The 15,256-nt window shown below is 69.2% G+C and carries 18 protein-coding genes; 8 read left to right on the top strand and 10 right to left on the bottom strand.

What is annotated here, in order from left to right; all coding sequences use genetic code 11:
- Positions 1-324: 324 nt before the first annotated feature.
- Complete coding sequence (locus NM961_RS02915) at positions 325-720, bottom strand: MerR family transcriptional regulator (protein WP_255911314.1); 396 nt, start codon at positions 718-720, stop codon at positions 325-327.
- Between the two features lie 133 nt (positions 721-853).
- Between NM961_RS02915 and NM961_RS02910 the strand changes: the two genes are divergently transcribed.
- The 4 genes from NM961_RS02910 (at position 854) to NM961_RS02895 (ending at position 3,325) form a co-directional block, all read left to right on the top strand.
- Positions 854-1,255 (top strand): CopL family metal-binding regulatory protein, encoded by a 402-nt coding sequence (locus NM961_RS02910; RefSeq protein ID WP_255911079.1) that lies wholly within the window; start codon positions 854-856, stop codon positions 1,253-1,255.
- Positions 1,256-1,555: 300 nt separating this feature from the next.
- Positions 1,556-2,215, top strand: a complete 660-nt coding sequence (locus NM961_RS02905; protein ID WP_255911077.1) for a c-type cytochrome — start codon at positions 1,556-1,558, stop codon at positions 2,213-2,215.
- Positions 2,216-2,272: 57 nt separating this feature from the next.
- Positions 2,273-2,776, top strand: a complete 504-nt coding sequence (locus NM961_RS02900; protein ID WP_255911075.1) for a nuclear transport factor 2 family protein — start codon at positions 2,273-2,275, stop codon at positions 2,774-2,776.
- A 219-nt stretch (positions 2,777-2,995) separates the two neighbouring features.
- On the top strand, positions 2,996-3,325 hold the full coding sequence (locus NM961_RS02895) for a DUF411 domain-containing protein (protein ID WP_255911073.1): 330 nt from the start codon (positions 2,996-2,998) through the stop codon (positions 3,323-3,325).
- 104 nt (positions 3,326-3,429) lie between these two features.
- Here NM961_RS02895 and NM961_RS02890 read toward each other — a convergent pair whose 3' ends face one another.
- Positions 3,430-3,561: a hypothetical protein gene (locus tag NM961_RS02890; RefSeq protein ID WP_255911070.1), complete on the bottom strand. Its 132-nt coding sequence runs from the start codon at positions 3,559-3,561 to the stop codon at positions 3,430-3,432.
- Positions 3,558-4,829: an MFS transporter gene (locus NM961_RS02885; RefSeq protein WP_255911067.1), complete on the bottom strand. Its 1,272-nt coding sequence runs from the start codon at positions 4,827-4,829 to the stop codon at positions 3,558-3,560. Before NM961_RS02885 ends, NM961_RS02890 begins: the two co-directional genes overlap by 4 nt.
- A gap of 98 nt (positions 4,830-4,927) precedes the next feature.
- On the opposite strand from NM961_RS02885, the gene NM961_RS02880 reads away from it, so the two are divergent.
- Positions 4,928-5,833 carry a LysR family transcriptional regulator gene (locus NM961_RS02880; RefSeq protein ID WP_255911064.1) on the top strand — a complete coding sequence of 302 codons (906 nt, stop codon included), beginning with the start codon at positions 4,928-4,930 and terminating at the stop codon, positions 5,831-5,833.
- Positions 5,834-5,971: 138 nt separating this feature from the next.
- Here the strand turns inward: NM961_RS02880 and NM961_RS02875 are convergent, their stop codons facing one another.
- From NM961_RS02875 to NM961_RS02860, 4 genes are all read right to left on the bottom strand, one after another.
- Positions 5,972-6,430, bottom strand: a complete 459-nt coding sequence (locus tag NM961_RS02875) for a nuclear transport factor 2 family protein (protein WP_255911061.1) — start codon at positions 6,428-6,430, stop codon at positions 5,972-5,974.
- A gap of 157 nt (positions 6,431-6,587) precedes the next feature.
- Positions 6,588-7,067 (bottom strand): hypothetical protein, encoded by a 480-nt coding sequence (locus NM961_RS02870; protein WP_255911058.1) that lies wholly within the window; start codon positions 7,065-7,067, stop codon positions 6,588-6,590.
- Between the two features lie 327 nt (positions 7,068-7,394).
- Positions 7,395-7,901, bottom strand: coding sequence for a hypothetical protein (locus NM961_RS02865; protein ID WP_255911056.1), 507 nt, complete (start codon positions 7,899-7,901; stop codon positions 7,395-7,397).
- Positions 7,902-7,931: 30 nt separating this feature from the next.
- Positions 7,932-8,945 carry an SDR family oxidoreductase gene (locus tag NM961_RS02860; RefSeq protein ID WP_255911054.1) on the bottom strand — a complete coding sequence of 338 codons (1,014 nt, stop codon included), beginning with the start codon at positions 8,943-8,945 and terminating at the stop codon, positions 7,932-7,934.
- Between the two features lie 292 nt (positions 8,946-9,237).
- Here NM961_RS02860 and NM961_RS02855 point away from each other — a divergent pair, with 292 nt between their 5' ends.
- The 3 genes from NM961_RS02855 to NM961_RS02845 are packed head-to-tail and all read left to right on the top strand — an operon-like array spanning position 9,238 to position 9,976.
- Positions 9,238-9,603 (top strand): EF-hand domain-containing protein, encoded by a 366-nt coding sequence (locus NM961_RS02855; RefSeq protein ID WP_255911052.1) that lies wholly within the window; start codon positions 9,238-9,240, stop codon positions 9,601-9,603.
- 35 nt (positions 9,604-9,638) lie between these two features.
- Positions 9,639-9,797 (top strand): DUF3309 family protein, encoded by a 159-nt coding sequence (locus tag NM961_RS02850; RefSeq protein ID WP_255911050.1) that lies wholly within the window; start codon positions 9,639-9,641, stop codon positions 9,795-9,797.
- Positions 9,794-9,976, top strand: a complete 183-nt coding sequence (locus NM961_RS02845; protein ID WP_255911048.1) for a hypothetical protein — start codon at positions 9,794-9,796, stop codon at positions 9,974-9,976. The genes NM961_RS02850 and NM961_RS02845 overlap by 4 nt, the downstream gene beginning before the upstream one ends.
- Positions 9,977-10,069: 93 nt before the next feature.
- On the opposite strand, the gene NM961_RS02840 is transcribed toward NM961_RS02845, so the two are convergent.
- Genes NM961_RS02840 through NM961_RS02830 form a run of 3 tightly spaced genes read right to left on the bottom strand, consistent with a single transcriptional unit; the run spans position 10,070 to position 15,146 of the window.
- Positions 10,070-10,645: a chemotaxis protein CheB gene (locus NM961_RS02840; protein WP_255911046.1), complete on the bottom strand. Its 576-nt coding sequence runs from the start codon at positions 10,643-10,645 to the stop codon at positions 10,070-10,072.
- Positions 10,642-11,490 carry a CheR family methyltransferase gene (locus NM961_RS02835; protein WP_255911044.1) on the bottom strand — a complete coding sequence of 283 codons (849 nt, stop codon included), beginning with the start codon at positions 11,488-11,490 and terminating at the stop codon, positions 10,642-10,644. The genes NM961_RS02840 and NM961_RS02835 overlap by 4 nt, the downstream gene beginning before the upstream one ends.
- Positions 11,475-15,146, bottom strand: coding sequence for a response regulator (locus tag NM961_RS02830; RefSeq protein WP_255911042.1), 3,672 nt, complete (start codon positions 15,144-15,146; stop codon positions 11,475-11,477). Before NM961_RS02830 ends, NM961_RS02835 begins: the two co-directional genes overlap by 16 nt.
- Positions 15,147-15,256 lie beyond the last annotated feature (110 nt).

Below are 15,256 nucleotides of genomic sequence, written 5' to 3'. Positions count from 1 at the left end.
GGTGCGAGTGCGCGGCCTGCGGTTCCGCGGTGGAATGCGCGCAGCAGCTGGCGGATTGCGTTTGCGTTGCGGTGTGTGCGTCGGTGTGGCAAGCGTCGCCGGCCTTGTGCGGATCGGCGTGACGCTGCGGCGAATGCGCGGTTTGCTGATCTGCGGTGGAACTTGCGCTGCAGCTGGCAGGTTGCGCCTGCGTCGCGGCGTCCGCGCCGGTGTGGCAGGCGCCGCCGGCTTTTTCCGGATCGGCGTGATGATGCGGCGATTGCCTGGCCTGCGCATCCGCAGCCGGAGTCGCGCAGCAGCCGGATATTTTCTGCGTCGTGGGTTTCATGGGGAATCCTCTTGCGTCAGGGCACGCAGGATGGGGCAGGCTTCGGCGCGGCCATGGCCGGGGCAGGCGGTGATCAGCGTATCCAGCGCGGCGCGGATGCGTTCGAGTTCGGCGATGCGCCGTTCGATGTCGTCGCGCTTGCGCTGCGCCGCCTCGCGGATGCGGCTCACGTCCTGCTCGTCGCTGAGCGTCAGCAGGGTGCGTATGTCATCCAGCGAAAAACCCAGTGCCTTGGCGCGCCGTATGAAGCACAGGCGGCGCAGTTCCGTGGTGCCGTAGCGGCGGTAGCCCGAGGCCAGGCGGCCGGCCGGCGCCAGCAGTCCGTTGCGTTCGTAATAGCGCACGGTGTCGATGGCGACACCCGCCTGTTGCGCCAGCTGACCAATGCTCAAAGAAGCCATGCTTACTCCTCGTGAGGCGTCAGTCTGCACTCTGGACTCAAGTCCAGAGTCAATCCTCGGACAAAAAAAGAACTGTCGTGGCTGCGTTGAAACTTTCCCCGGCGCAGGGCAGTCTAGCCGGCCGATGCGCCGCCTCGCCTTCCATCTGCTGCTTGCAATGACACTGGTCCTCAACGGGATTGCAGCGCCTTGGGCGATGGCGCGCATGAACCATGCCGGTCACGGCCAGGCGCCGCCCGTGCTTGCAGCGGGCGCGGCTGCGGATGCTGGCCATGCGCAGCACGACCGGCCGGCGGCATCCCACGACTGCGCCGCGCCCGTACAGAACGACACCTCCTGCACCGACCCGGAGCGCTCCTGCTGCGACGGCGCGGCCTGTGCCTGCGGCTGCGTACTGCCGCCCGCCTTGGGCATGCCGGCACCGGCCGCTGCCGCTCCGGCGCTCGCATTCCTCGTTTTCCCGCTGCCGGCGCGGCGCTCGCCGCCCGGCCACGACACGCCGCCTTTCCGACCTCCCGCGGCTTGAGCGGCTGACGCTCTTCTGCGGCGTGCCTGTGCACGTCCGCCTTCGCAGCCATGCCTGCGGCGCGCTTTGCCTGCGCCGCATGGCCCGTGAGGAAGATCCCATGCCACTTCCGTTTTTCGCCGTCGCGCCTGCCGCGGCGGTATCGCCGCTTGCCGGCTGTGCCGGCCGCGCATTCCCGCCGCCTGCCGGCACAAAAAGCGACTGTGCCGGCCGTGCGCCTGCCGGCTGGCGCGGCAGCCAATCCACTGCCGGCGCAAACGCCGCATCGCCGCAGCGCGAAACGCGCGGGAGGATGCGTCCATGAAACTGCTGAGGACCTTGCTGCTGCTGGCCTTCGCCGGCGCGGCCGCCATCGCCGGCGTGATCGGGTCCGGCGTCTACGATGTCGGTGCCGATACGCCGCACTGGCCGGCGACGTACAAACTGCTCGACATCGCCCGTCAGCGTTCCATCGCTGTGCGTGCCGCGGCGCTGGTGCCGCCGGATCTGACGGATGCCGCGCTGATCCGCAGCGGTGCGGGCAACTACGACGCGATGTGCGTGAGCTGCCATCTCAGCCCCGGTGCGGCGGAGACCGAACTCAGCGCCGGCCTGTATCCGCGTCCGCCGCGCTGGGATGCGCTGGGGCAGGTCGATCCGCGCGCGGCGTTCTGGGCGCTCAAGCACGGCATCAAGGCTTCCGGCATGCCGGCCTGGGGCAAAAGCATGGACGACCGCTATCTGTGGGGCATGGTCGCCTTCCTGCAGCAGTTTCCGCGCATGGACGCCGCGCAGTACCGCGCCCAGGTCGCAGCCAGCGACGGCCACAGCCACGGCGGCGGCGAGACCGCCGTGGGCGGCGGCGATCGCCGCGGGCCTCACGCCCACGACGCGCCGCGCTCTTCCTTCGAACCCGTGGACGATCCCATGGCCGCGCCCGCCGACGGCGGTGCCCAGGCCGATGACGGCCACCAACACTGAGTTCGCATTTCGAGGCACAGCGCCTCTTCACTACGGGAGATTTACACCATGATACGAATGATTTCGCTCGTCCTGGCCCTGACCCTGGCCGCGCCGCAGGCCTGGGCCCACGGCAATGAAAAACACACGGCGCAGATCGCCGCCGGCCGCGACACCGCCGGCGCCATGCTGACTATCGCGCCCGCCGCGGCCGCTGCGGTGGCGGCGCTGGAGCGCTTCTCCGCGGCCCTGGGCCAGGGCGAACTCGACCGCGCTGCGGCGGAACTCGATCCGGCGGTGCTGATTCTCGAAAGCGGCGGCGCCGAGCATTCGCGCGAGGACTATCTCGGCGGCCACGCCAAGCACGACGCCGAATTCCTCAAGACCGCCCATGTCGCGCTGAAGCGGCGCACCGCCCAGGCTTCGGGCGACCTGGTCTGGGTCGGCAGCGAGAGCGAGATCCGCGCCAGCAAGGACGGCAAGCCGCTGGCGATTTCCTCCAGCGAAACCGCCGTACTGCGCAAGACCGCACAGGGCTGGAAGATCGTCCACATCCACTGGTCGTCGAGGGCGCAGCGATGAATTTTTCCCGGCGATTCTTCAGCGCCTTCCTTGCTGCCGGACTGGGCGCGCTGCTGCTGGCCGGCGTGAATGCGCGCGCCGCGGAACCCGGACATCCGCTGCCGGCGCAGAAGGCCGGCGCTGCGGCGGCGGCGCCAAAGCACGCCGCGGCCCCGGCCGGATCCGCGCTGCCGCGCGTCGTCGTGCACAACCGCCGCCTGCGGCTGCTGTCATCTGTGGGTGGAACACTTGCAGCAATCCGGCTTCCCGGTCGAGGTCCACGACAGCGACGATCTCAGCGCGGTCAAGGCGCGGCTGGGCGTGCCGGTGGGGAAAGGCTCCTGCCATACCGCGGAAGTCGGGGGCTATCTGGTCGAAGGCCACGTGCCCGCCGCGGATATCCGGCGCCTGCTGCAGGAGAAACCCCGCGCGCGCGGCCTGGTGCTGCCGGGCATGCCGCCGGGTTCGCCGGGCATGGAGATGCCGGATGGGCGGGTGGCGCCGCATACCGTGGAACTGGTGGGCGAGGACGGCAGCGTGTCCGCCTTCAGCCAGCACGGTTCGCGCTGAGCGCGGTCGCGCCGGACATGGCCGCAGGCTGCCCGCGCGGCGGTCTGCGGCGCAGCGCGATTGCCGTCACCGGCGCGAATGCGGCGCCGGTGACGGCGCGGCGTTCAGCACAGCATCGCGCCTAACTGATTGAGGAATACGGCCTCGCCCCAGCGCAGCCACAGTGCCGCCAGCGCGGCCAGGGCCAGCAGCACCGCCGCGAGCCAGCCGCCGCGATGCCAGCGGCGCGGAGTCACGGCGTGGATTCCGCCGCACGCAGCGGCGCCTGCGCCGGCACGGATTCGTCGCGTGTAGCCCAGCTCACGGCAGCGGCGAGCAGGCCCAGGGCGATGCTGGCGACCCAGATCGGGCCGTAGCTGCCGCTGCTGTCGTAGAGACGGCCGGCGACCCAGGCGCCGACGAAGCTGCCGACCTGGTGACTGAGGAAGACGATGCCGTACAAGGTGGACAAGTAGCGCACGCCGAACATGCTCGCTACCGCGCCATTGGTCAGCGGCACCGTGCCCAGCCAGAGGAAGCCGAATACCGCAGCGAACACCAGCGCCGAAGCCGCGCTCAGCGGCACCAGCAGGAATACCGCGATGGCCAGGGCGCGCGCCGCGTACAGCGCCGCCAGCAGCCGCGGCCGCGAATGGCGTCCGCCCCACAGGCCGAACAGGTACGAACCCGCGATATTGAACAGCCCGACCAGGGCCAGCGCCGTCGCGCCCACGCTGGCGGCTATGCCCTGGTCGACCAGATAGGCCGGGAAATGCGTGGCGATGAAGGCGATATGGAAGCCGCAGACGAAGAAGCCCGCATTGAGCAGCCAGTAGTGCGGATGTGCCGCAGCGCGCGCCAGCGCAGCGGAGAGACTGCCGTAGCTGTCCCCGGCCGGGCCGGCCGCGGCGCTGCCGGCGGCGGGCTTGCGCAGGCCGACGGCGGCGGCGGCCGTGGCCAGGATCAGCACGCACAGGCCGAACAGTGCGTGGCGCCAGCCCCAGCTGGCAATCAGTGCCTGCGCCAGCGGCACCACGGCGAACTGGCCGAAGGAACCGCCGGCGGTGACCAGGCCGAAGGCCATGCTGCGCTGTTCCGGCCGCACCAGCCGGGCCACGCCGGTCAGCACGACGACGAAGGTGGTGCCGCTGAGCCCCAGCCCGACCAGTACGCCCAGGCTGAGCATGATGCCGCCCGGCGCCAGCACCACCGCAGCCAGGGCCAGGCCGGCCACGTACACCAGCGCGCCGACTACCAGCACGCGGCGCACGCCGTAGCGGTCGGCGACGGCGCCGACGAAGGGCTGGGCCAGGCCGAACAGCAGGTTCTGCACCGCGATGGCGAAACCGAAATACTCGCGGCCTATGCCGAAGTCGCGTCCTACCGGCTGCATGAACAGGCCGAAGCTCTGCCGCACGCCCATGCTCAGGGTGACGATCAGGGCGCCGCAGGCAATCGCGATCAGTGCGGCGCGGGTCCAGCCGCCGGCGGTGGAGGGGGAATCGGGCAGGGTGCTTGGCTTCATCGGCGGCGGCAAAAGCGGAACTGTCGGCCAGGGTAGCGATGGGCGTATCGTCGCGACAGCGGCGGCGGCGCCGACACAGAATCAATCCGCAGTTGAGAATGAGCGAATCCCTGTCCGACATCGCCGTCTTCGTCGCCTGCGCCGACAGTGGCCGCCTGAGCCACGCCGCGCGCGCCTTGGGCATCACCCTGGCCGTGGCCAGCGCGGCACTGAAGCGGCTGGAAGCCCAGCTGGGCGCGCGCCTGATCCTGCGCACCACGCGCAGCCTGCGCCTGAGCGCCGAGGGCGAACGCTACCTGCCGCATGCGCGCGAGGCACTGGCGGCGCTGGGCGCCGGCCGCCTGGCGCTGGCCGCGGGCGCCGACGGCGGCGGCCTGGTACGCATCACCGCGCCGGCGGATTTCGGCCGCAACCGTCTGGCCGGCTGGCTGGACGAATTCGCCGCGCTGCATCCGCAGGTGCGCTTCCAGATCACCCTGGACGATGCCATCGCCGACTTCTACGCCGCGCCGGTGGACCTGGCCCTGCGCTACGGCCATCCCGTCGATTCCAGCCTGATCGCGCTGCCGCTGGCGCAGCTGCTGCGCGTGGCCTGCGCGGCGCCGGACTACATCGCGCGCCGCGGCCTGCCGCTGCAGCCGCAGGAACTGCCCGCGCACGATACCGTCTGCTATATGCGCCAGCAGCGTCCGGCCGACCGCTGGCGCTTCGTGCGCGGCGCGGAGGAATGCGAAGTCCAGGTCGCACCGCGCTGGACCTTCAACGATGCGGAAATGGTGCGCCGCTGGGCCGTCCAGGGCCGCGGCGTGGCCTATCGCATCTGGGCCGACGTAGTGCAGGACGTGCGCGCCGGCCGCCTGCAGCGCGTGCTGCCGCAGTGGGTGGGCGAGGCCGTGCCCTTGAACCTGGTCTATACCGAGCGCCGGGTTTCGCCGGCGCTGCGCGCGCTGATCGATTTCCTGCTGGCGCGGCGCGGCGAGCTGGAGGGCTGTCAGCCGGATTGAATTTCGCGGACTGTGGCGGGACTGCGGCCGGACGGCAGCGGAATGCGCTGCGCACCGCCGTATTTCTGACCGGCCGCCGGTTTGCGGCGACGCCGGCCTCCAAGCGCCTCCGGGGCCGCGCGGTGCCGGCCGCCGTTTTCACCCGGTGAATTTTTCCAGTCCGCGCCGCGCCTCGGCGCGCACCTTGTTGCGCAGCAGCGGCGTCCAGCCCAGCAGCAGTCCGGCCGGCCCCAGCGCCTGGCGCGACCAGCGCCAGAAATCGAAGCTGTCCACATGCCGGGCGATGCGGCCGTCGCGGAATTCAAATTCGGCATGGATGAGGTTGTGCACCGGGCGGCCGGTCTTGCTGAAGCTGTACCAGGCCTGCCAGTTGGCGCTGCCGCGATCGCCATTTGCCTGCACGGCGTTGTATTCCACGCGCAGATCCTTGCCGCGCTCGCACAGCATGCGCCACATGCGGCCGACATCGGCGCCGCGCAGTTCAAACACCGGGTCGCGGAAATTCGCATCCGGCGCGTAACAGGCGGCCATGGCTGCGCCGTCGCGGCGCTGGAAGGCCTGGTAGAAGGTTTCGATCAGATCGGATTCGCGGCGCATGCGCAGGTCCTGTCGTTGACCGGTCGATGGTGCCACGGACCGCTGCGCTGCGCAGTGGGGATTCCGCCGGGATGGCGGATTTCGCCTCGGGCCGCGTCAGGCCTGCAGCAAGCGCCGGGAGAACGACGGTTTCGATGTCTTCGATGCGCCGCCCGCGTCATTCCGTCGGGGAGATGGACGCCGATTGCTGCGAAAGCGCGGCACCAGGGCGTGCCGGCCGGGACGGCAGCAGCATCATCAGTGTGATGATCGTCGGGAAGATAAAACCCTTCAGGTAGGAGAGCGGATGACGCCCTGCGACAAAGGCGACCGGGATATCGCCGAAATACGCCCAGTAGTGGGTAACAACCAGTGTGCCTATGCTCGTCCACATCAGCCACAGGGCGCTGCGGATGCCGCAGGCCACCAGGATCAGGCTGGTGACGATGAGCAGACGCAGTGCCGACTGGATGTATTCGTAGGACTTCGGCGTCCCGTTCAGTGACCTGTCGTACAGCCCCTCGTAGTTGCCTCCGCCAAGATAGAGTTCGTAGAGGACAGTGCAGTGGTAGAAGATCAGTAGTCCGGCCAGGACGCAGATAACCGTCCGGCGGAGCAGCAGGAAGCGGTTTGCGCTGAAGACTGTCAAAATTGTCATAGGTACAGGAACGTCCTTTGTTCCTACGAGTGTGCTGGCTGGGTAGCGGCCATGCATGTACCGGAAGTTGGGCGGACCGGGCGCTGTGGGTGGTGGCGCCAGGGGCGCCATTCCCGCTCGACGTCAATGCATCCCTACCGGCCGGTCAGGCGCTTCGGCGGCCAAGTCTCTCTCGCCCTGTGCGGATGGCCTCGCCGCTCGCAGGCATAGTTGGGCTTTGCGCCGGCGCGGTTGGCCAATGAACTCTTGCGCATGAAGCGTCCTGAGGTCAGCGTCGGGTGTGCCGCAGGAACGTGATCAAGTCGCGGTTTCTTTGTGCGCACCGGCTTATTTCGCAGCGCTGCGGCGGCCTGTGCGCTTGCGGTCGGAACTGGTCCTGCGGGCCGTTGACTTGCGCGCACTGCTGCGTGCCGCAGTCTTCTTCGTGGCACGGGAACCGGCGCGTTTGCCCGCGGCACGTCTGGTCGTGGCTTTCTTCGCTGTTGCTTTCTTCGCTGGCGCCTTCTTCGCAGCTGTTTTCTTTGCCGCGGTCTTCTTCGCCGGCGCTTTCTTCGCTGCTGCTTTCTTTGCGGCGATTTTCTTCGTCGTCGCTTTCTTCGCGCTGCTCTTGCTGGCTGCCGTCTTGCCCGCAGCCCGTTTGCGCGCAGCGCCGCTGCGCCGGGGGTGCTTGGTCTTGGGGCCGGGCAGGGCACCGCCGTCCTGTTTGTTTACCGTGGCCCAGGCGCGGCGCTCGGCTTCTTCCTTGGAGACGCCGCGGTCCTCGTAGCTTTCCTCGATATGTTCGGCCTGGCGTTTCTGGCGCGCGTTGTAGGCGGATTTGTCACCGCGGGGCATGGCGCTTCTCCTCTGGCGTGGATGGATCGTTCAGCCGCGTGGTCCGCCCATCACCGGCAGCACGGCGCCGCTGATGTAGCTGGCGCAGACGGGCGAGGCCAGGAACACGTAGGCCGGCGACAGCTCTTCGGGCTGGGCCGGCCGGTGCATGGCGCTGTCCTGGCCGAATTCGGCGACTTCCGCGGCGCTGCGGTCGGCCGGGTTCAGCGGCGTCCACACCGGTCCGGGCGCGATGGCGTTGACGCGGATGCCGCGCTCGGCGAGCTGGCTGGCCAGGGCCATGGTGAACGCGTGGATGGCGCCCTTGGTGGCGGAATAGTCCAGCAGCTCCTTGCTGCCGAACAGGCCGGTCTCGGAGCCGGTGTTGATGATGCAGCCGCCGCGGCGCAGATGCGGCAGGGCGGCGCGGGCCATGTGGAAATAGCCGGCGATATTGGTCTGCAGGGTTTCCTGAAGGTGTTCCTCGCTCAAGTCTTCCAGCGAGGCGCAGTGCTGCTGGAAGGCGGCGTTGTTGACCAGGATGTCGAGGCGGCCGAAGGCGTCCACGCAGCGCTGCACGGCATCGTTGCAGAATTGCGCGTCGCGCACGTCGCCGGCGAGCACCAGGCAGCGGCGCCCTTCGACCTCGACGTGCTGGCGCGTGACCGCGGCATCCTCGTGTTCGTTGAGATGCAGCACGGCGACATCGGCACCTTCGCGCGCGAACAGCACGGCCACGGCGCGGCCTATGCCGGAGTCGGCGCCGGTGATGATCGCGGCCATGCCTTCGAGCTTGCCGCTGCCGACGTAGTCCGGGGCAAGGAAGCGCGGCTGCGGATCCAGTTCGTGTTCGTAGCCGGGCTTGCGCAGGTGCTGGGCCGGCAGCGGGTTCTCCGGCTGTTCGCGCGCGCCGGCCTGTACCGCGGCGGGGCGCTTTTCCTCGCTTTCCGGCTTGGCTTTTCCGGCCTGCTTGCGTTCGCTGCGGTCCACGTCCTGCTGGATGCGGCGCTGGCGCTGCACGGTGTCCCTGGCCTGTTCGCGCGCGGGTTTGTCGTTCTGCGGCATGGCGGTTTTCCGGATTGGTTTGCCGCAGACATCGGCAAGATCGGTGCCAGTGCGCAAACACCGTGAAATGTGCGTTTGTGGCCGCTGTATACCGCGCGCCGCTGCCGCCTGCCGTGCAATACGACAGGCGGCGCTGCGCTTTCGTGCAGGCTGCGCGGCGGCGGTGGCGGACTGCGCCGGGCGGGGCCGGACTGGGCCGGGTTTTTCGCCGCCACAACGGCGCGGCGGCTGTCCGGCATGCTTCCTGCGTACTCTGGCGCAAGGCAATCCGCCTTGCCGCCGGAGCAGGCGCATGAAGCTCACGTCCTATCTGATCGGCACCGTGCTGGGCCTGTCCGCCGCGGCGCTGGCACAGGCGCCGCAGAGCGAGCGGCCCCAGCCCGTGGACAGCGCGCAACAGCAGCAGGATCCGGAACGGCGCCAGATGCCGACGCCCAAGCCGGCCGAGCCCCAGCCTGCGCCGGAGAAGCGCGGCGATGTTTCCGCCAAGTCGTTCGACCAGCTCGATGCGAACAAGGACGGCAAGCTGGTCAAGGACGAACTCGGCGCCGACGAAGCCCAGGGCATGGATTTCAGCCGCATCGACAAGGACAGCGACGGCGCCATCTCCCGCGACGAATGGAATGCCTACTGGACCGACCGCCCGGACAAGCGCTGAACGCGCCTGCCGCCCGCAACTTCAAGGAGTGAATCATGACCCTTTCGACCATTCTGCTGATCGTGCTGCTGTTGCTCGTTATCGGTGCGCTGCCGACTTGGCCTTACAGCCGCAGCTGGGGCTATGCGCCTGGCGGCGGCCTGCTGGTAGTGCTGATCGTCCTGGCCGTGCTGATCTTCGGTGGCTGGCTGTGAGGCCGGGCAAGTTCGCGCCCGGGCGCATACACGGCGTGCCCGATCCGGCCGACCTGCCGCAGCGTGAACCGGGCGAGGAAGATCCGCCGGATCCGCGCAAGAACACGCACCGGCCCACCGACGCGCCGCCGCTGGATGTGCCGGTGGTGCCGAAACTGCGGCCGTTGGAAATCGGCTGAAAAATTCAAAGGAACGGCACGCGCCGGCCATGGCCGCCGTGCGCCAAGGCCGCGCGCTGTCCGCCACGCTGCGGATCCACTGCGCGGCGGCCCTTATTCCGGCGCAAACAGGCGGTTCAGCAGCGGCGCCAGCTGCGCCAGCGGCAGGCAGTGGTCGGCGCCGGCCTGCGCCAGGGCGGCAGCGGGCATTACGCTGACTTCGGCTTCGGCCGGATCCTGCACCAGGCCGAGTCCGCCGTGCGCGCGTATGCGCGCCAGGCCCAGCGCGCCGTCGCTGTTGGCGCCGGTCATGACCAGGCCGGCGCAGCGCGGGCCATGGGCGTCGGCGGCGCTTTCAAACAGCACGTCGATCGACGGCCGGGCGAAGCCTACGCGCGGGTCCACCGACAGGGCGAAGCGGCCGTCGCCGCCCAGCAGCAGGTGATAGCCCGACGGCGCGATATAGACGTGGCCCGCCTGCGGCGTGGTGCGTTCCATGGCTTCGTGCACCGGCAGCGTGCTGGAGCGGTTGAGCAGTTCGCACAGCAGGCTGACATCGTCCGAGCCGGTATGGCAGACCGCAACCACCGGCAGGGCCAGGCGCGTATCCAGCCCGGCCAGCAGTATGTGCAGGGCGCGCAGGCCGCCGGCGGAACAGCCCAGCACCAGCACATCCGTGCGCGGCCTCATGGCCGGGACTGTTCTAGCTGGAAGATGCGCAGGCGGGCGTCGAGGGCGCGGAAATCGCGCGCGGCGCGGGCGAAGGAAATGTTCTCGCGCGTGCCCAGGCAGAGAAACCCGCTGCGCACCAGGCTGTCGCGGAACAGTTCCAGCACGTGGTTCTGCAGCGGGTCGGTGAAATAGATCAGCACGTTGCGGCACAGGATCAGGTGGGCTTCGCAAAATACCCCGTCGCAGACCAGGTTGTGGTTGGCGAACGTCACATTGCGCTTGAGCGCGTCGTCAATGGTGATCAGCTCGTAGCGCGCGTGGTAGTAGTCGGCCAGCGAATGGCGGCCGCCGGCGGCAAGATAGTTCTCCGAATACAGGCGCGCCTCGCGCGCCGGGAAAATGCCTTCCTGGGCGCGGGCGATGGCGGCGTCGCTGAAATCGGTGGCGTAGATCTGGCTGCGGTCGTACAGGCCGGCCTCGTGCAGCAGTATAGCCAGGGAATAGACCTCCTGGCCGAAGGCGCAGCCGGCCTGCCAGATATTGATGCGCGGATACGAGGCCAGCAGCGGCAGCACCTCGTCGCGCAGTTTGCGGAACACCGGCGGGTCGCGGAACATCTCCGACACCGGCACCGACAGCCCGGCGATGATGCGCGGCAGCAAGGTGTCGTCGCGCAGCACGCGCGCGGTCAGCTCGCTGATGGTCTCCGTGCCCAGGCTCTGCACCAGCGCGTTGACGCGGCGGCGGAGCGAGGCGCGGGCGTATTCGCCGAAATCGTAGCCGTGGCGCAGCTTGAGCGCGCGCACGAACAGTTCGACCTCGACTTCCTCGACGTCCGGCCTGGCCATCAGGCGTGCAGCCATACGCGCATCATCGACAGCAGTTTGTCGATATCCAGCGGCTTGGAGAGGTAGTCGTTGGCGCCGGCTTCCAGGCAGCGGTCGCGGTCGCCGCGCATGGCCTTGGCGGTGATGGCGATGACCGGCAGCTTCTTCAGTGCCGGACGCTTGCGGATCTCGCGTATGGTCTCGTAGCCGTCCATGCCGGGCATCATGATGTCCATCAGCACGAGCTGGATGGCCGGATTCTCGTCCAGCTGGCGCAGCGCCTTCAGGCCGTCCTGGGCCATGAGCACGTTGAGTCCCTTGGCGCGCAGGGTCTTGGACAGGGCGAAGATGTTGCGCATGTCGTCGTCGACGACCAGCACGCTGCGTCCGCTCAGGCCCGTGTCCACGTCGCGCGCCACGTAGCTGTCGCCGCCGGGCTGGCGCATGCTGTGCAGGAACAGGCGCACCTCGTCGAGCAGGCGCTGCGGCGAGCGCGCGCCCTTGATCACGATGCTGTCGGTGAACTGGCGCAGGCGCAGGCTTTCGTCGCTGGAGAGATCGCGCGCGGAATGGATCACCACCGGCGGCGTGCCGTCGAGCTTGGCGTACTGGTCGAGGAAGTCGAAGCCGGACATGTCCGGCAATTGCAGGTCCAGCACCAGGCAGTCGAAATGGCGTTCGCGCAGCGCGTCCAGCCCTTCGGCGCCGGTATGCGCGCTGTCGACCTGCACCGAGGCCGAGGCCAGCATGTTCTGCACGATGAGGAAGGAATCCACGTCGTCGTCCACCACCAGCACATGGCGCAGGCGGCCCTGGTCGTTGGCGAGCAGGCGGTCGAAGGCCTCGGCCAGGGCTTCGCGCGGCGCCGGCTTGGTAAGGAAGCCGACCGCGCCCAGCTCGCGCCCGCGGGCGGATTCGTCCACGCCGGAGATAAAGTGGACGGGAATGCCCTGGGTCGCCGGGCTGGTGCGCAGGCGGCGCATCACCGCCCAGCCGTCCATGCCGGGCAGCAGCACATCCAGCAGCACGCCGTTGGGGCGGTATTCGCCGGCCAGGACCAGGCCGCTCTCGCCGTCGGGCGCGGCCAGGGCGCGGAAGCCCTTGGCGCGGATCTGCTCGACCAGGATGCGGGCGAAGAGCGGATCGTCCTCGATGGTGAGGATGACGGTGTCGCCGGGACGGATGTTGCCGCGGTCGTCGTCGACCCAGGCGGCCGGCAGGTTGCGCGGCGTCTGCGGCGGCGCGGCAGGCGCGGACGCCGGGTAGGGCAGCGGCGCATAGGCCGCGGGAACGGCCGCTGCGGGTGCGGCAACGGCCGGTGCCGGCGCCTCGCTGCCGGCGCTGCGCGACAGGGCCAGGCGCGGCAGCACCACGCTGAAGCGGCTGCCGCGGCCTTCGGTGCTTTCCGCGGTCACCTCGCCGCCGAGCAACTGGGCCAGGCGCCGGGCAATGGACAGCCCCAGGCCACTGCCGCCGTAGCGCCGCGCAGTGCTGGCGTCGACCTGCTCGAACACGCCGAAGATCGCCGCCAGCTTGTGCGGCGGTATGCCGATGCCGCTGTCCTCCACCACGATGCAGAACAGGTCCTGCGGTGCCAGCTGCAGCGGCGCGGCCAGGCCGGCCGGGCAGGGCGTGAAGCGGATGCCGACCTGGCCTTCGCGGGTGAACTTGATCGCGTTGCCGGCGAGGTTGCCGACGATCTGCTCCAGCTTGGAGCCGTCGGTATGGATTTCCGCCGGCAGGGTTTCGTCCACCTCGATGCTGAAGCCCAGGTCCTTCTCCCGCGCCAGCGGCCGGTAGGTACGCATCAGGCCCTGGGCAAAACTCTGCAGCGACAGCGGCTCGACCAGCACGTCCATCTTGCCGGCCTCGATCTTGGACAGGTCGAGAATGTCGTTGATCAGGCGCAGCAGATTGCTGCCGGCGTCGAAGATCACGCGCGCCGATTCGACCTGGTCCGGCGCGAGGCGGCCGTCGTCATTGTCGGCCAGGCCGCGCGAGAGGATCAGCATGCTGTTGAGCGGCGTGCGCAGCTCGTGCGACATGTTGGCGAGGAAGTCGGATTTGTACTGGCTGGCGCGGGCCAGTTCCTGCGCCTTGTTCTCGGTCTCGCGCTGCAGGATCTCCAGCACCTGCTTCTGCTCGTTGAGGGTTTCCGTCTTCTGGCGCAGTTCCTCGTTGGAAGCCTGCAGTTCCTCGGCCTGTACGCGCAGTTCTTCCTCCGAAGCCTGCAGGCGCTGCTGCTGTTCCTCCAGCTGCACGGTCTTGGCCGACAGCTCATCGTTGGTGGAACGCAGCTCCTCGCGCTGCACGCGCAGGGCTTCCTCCGAACGCTGCAGCTCCTGCGCCTGGGCCTGGCTGCGGCTGAGCAGCTCGCGCGTGCGCAGGGCGCGGCTGAGGTTGTCGAAGCTCAGGGCGACGATGGGCAGCAGCTCGTCCAGCAGTTCCTGCTGCTGGCTGCTGAACGGGCCGAAGCTGGCGAATTCCACCACGCCGAGCAGGCGTTCCTTGAGGTTCAGCGGCAGCGCGATGACGCTGCGCGGCGTGGCTTCGCCGCTGCCCGAATGCACCCGGACATAGTCTTCCGGCACCGGCGAGAGCACGATGGTCTTGCGTTCGCGCGCGCACTGGCCGGTGATGCCTTCGCCCGGTGCGTAGCGGGTTTCGAGGTGGCGGCGCTGCTTGAAGCCGTAGCTGCCGCTCAGTTCGAGCTGGCCGTTGTCCTCGTCGAAATGGAAGAACAGGCCCAGGCCGGCCTGCAGCCGGGGCGTCAGCTCGGCGCAGAAGGTGTCGGCGAATTCGCGTGCGTCGGCGCAGCGCTGCAGGGCGGCGGCGACTTCGTTGATGGCGGTCTTGTTCCAGTTCTGCAGATAGGTGCGCGCCGCAGTCTGCTTGAACACTTCCAGCGCGCGCGCCATGGCGCCGATCTCGTCGCGGCGCTGCTGCTGCGGCACGACGATGGCGTGGTCCTGTTCGGAGAGGCGCGTCATCAGGCCGGTCAGCTCGCGCACGGGCTGCACGATCAGGCGGCCGGACAGCCACAGCGCCAGCACGCCGGCCAGCACGCCCAGGCCCAGCATGGCCAGTACGGTGATCTCGGTGAAGCTGGTGGCGCGATCCAGCTCGGCGGTGCGCCGGGCCAGGTCGGCCAGGGCCTGCTGTTCGATCTCCTGCAGCAGGTCCAGCACGGGTTCGCCATGGCGGCGGTCCAGTTCGCCGAAGCGCTGGGTCAGCGCGTGCAGGCTGCGTTCGCGTTCGGCCGCCGCTACCGCCGCGGCCTGGGCCAGCAGCGGATCGGCCGCGGTGGCGATCCAGTCGCGCTGGCGCTGCTGCACCAGCAGGGCGCGCGCATGCAGTTCCTCGTTGCCGGCGGCGCGGGAGACCAGTTCGCCCGTCGCCGCATCCAGGCGGCGGCGCAGCGGTTCGAGCCGGGCGGCTGCCTCGGCGTCGTCGGAAAGCACGGCGTAGATGGCGATTTCGTACTCGTGCATCACGCTGCGCAGCTGCTGCGCGGCGATCACGCCGGCGGTGGTGCGCTGCATCGCCTGGCGCGCGGCCTGCTGGCTGCCCAGTGCGCTGACTATGCCGACGCAGGCGCCGACGAAGGCGAGCAGCACGCCGGCAAACGCGAGAGCCAGCTTGAACTGGATGGGCTGGTTGGCCAGCCAAGACGCTGACGCGCGACTTTCCATCGACGATTCCTGCATTCCGCTGCAACGCGACCGCCTGCCACAGGAGCACCGCGGGACCCTGGATCGATACGGCGGCGAACGGAAATTCCCGTCCGGCCGCAGGCGTAGAA

The sequence above is a fragment of the Tahibacter harae genome (assembly GCF_024437735.1).
Taxonomy (GTDB): domain Bacteria; phylum Pseudomonadota; class Gammaproteobacteria; order Xanthomonadales; family Rhodanobacteraceae; genus Tahibacter; species Tahibacter harae.
Note: the sequence above shows the minus strand (reverse complement) of the source record. Positions and strands in the feature narration are given on the sequence as shown.

Bases quoted from the DNA above. Each gene is read 5' to 3' on its own strand.
- NM961_RS02860 (WP_255911054.1), bottom strand. From the start codon at position 8,945: ATGCCGCAGAACGACAAACCCGCGCGCGAACAGGCCAGGGACACCGTG.
- NM961_RS02850 (WP_255911050.1), top strand. From the start codon at position 9,639: ATGACCCTTTCGACCATTCTGCTGATCGTGCTGCTGTTGCTCGTTATC.
- NM961_RS02885 (WP_255911067.1), bottom strand. From the start codon at position 4,829: ATGAAGCCAAGCACCCTGCCCGATTCCCCCTCCACCGCCGGCGGCTGG.
- NM961_RS02910 (WP_255911079.1), top strand. From the start codon at position 854: ATGCGCCGCCTCGCCTTCCATCTGCTGCTTGCAATGACACTGGTCCTC.
- NM961_RS02830 (WP_255911042.1), bottom strand. From the start codon at position 15,146: ATGGAAAGTCGCGCGTCAGCGTCTTGGCTGGCCAACCAGCCCATCCAG.
- NM961_RS02840 (WP_255911046.1), bottom strand. From the start codon at position 10,645: ATGAGGCCGCGCACGGATGTGCTGGTGCTGGGCTGTTCCGCCGGCGGC.
- NM961_RS02865 (WP_255911056.1), bottom strand. From the start codon at position 7,901: ATGCCCCGCGGTGACAAATCCGCCTACAACGCGCGCCAGAAACGCCAG.
- NM961_RS02900 (WP_255911075.1), top strand. From the start codon at position 2,273: ATGATTTCGCTCGTCCTGGCCCTGACCCTGGCCGCGCCGCAGGCCTGG.
- NM961_RS02855 (WP_255911052.1), top strand. From the start codon at position 9,238: ATGAAGCTCACGTCCTATCTGATCGGCACCGTGCTGGGCCTGTCCGCC.
- NM961_RS02875 (WP_255911061.1), bottom strand. From the start codon at position 6,430: ATGCGCCGCGAATCCGATCTGATCGAAACCTTCTACCAGGCCTTCCAG.
- NM961_RS02870 (WP_255911058.1), bottom strand. From the start codon at position 7,067: ATGACAATTTTGACAGTCTTCAGCGCAAACCGCTTCCTGCTGCTCCGC.
- NM961_RS02835 (WP_255911044.1), bottom strand. From the start codon at position 11,490: ATGGCTGCACGCCTGATGGCCAGGCCGGACGTCGAGGAAGTCGAGGTC.
- NM961_RS02880 (WP_255911064.1), top strand. From the start codon at position 4,928: ATGAGCGAATCCCTGTCCGACATCGCCGTCTTCGTCGCCTGCGCCGAC.
- NM961_RS02905 (WP_255911077.1), top strand. From the start codon at position 1,556: ATGAAACTGCTGAGGACCTTGCTGCTGCTGGCCTTCGCCGGCGCGGCC.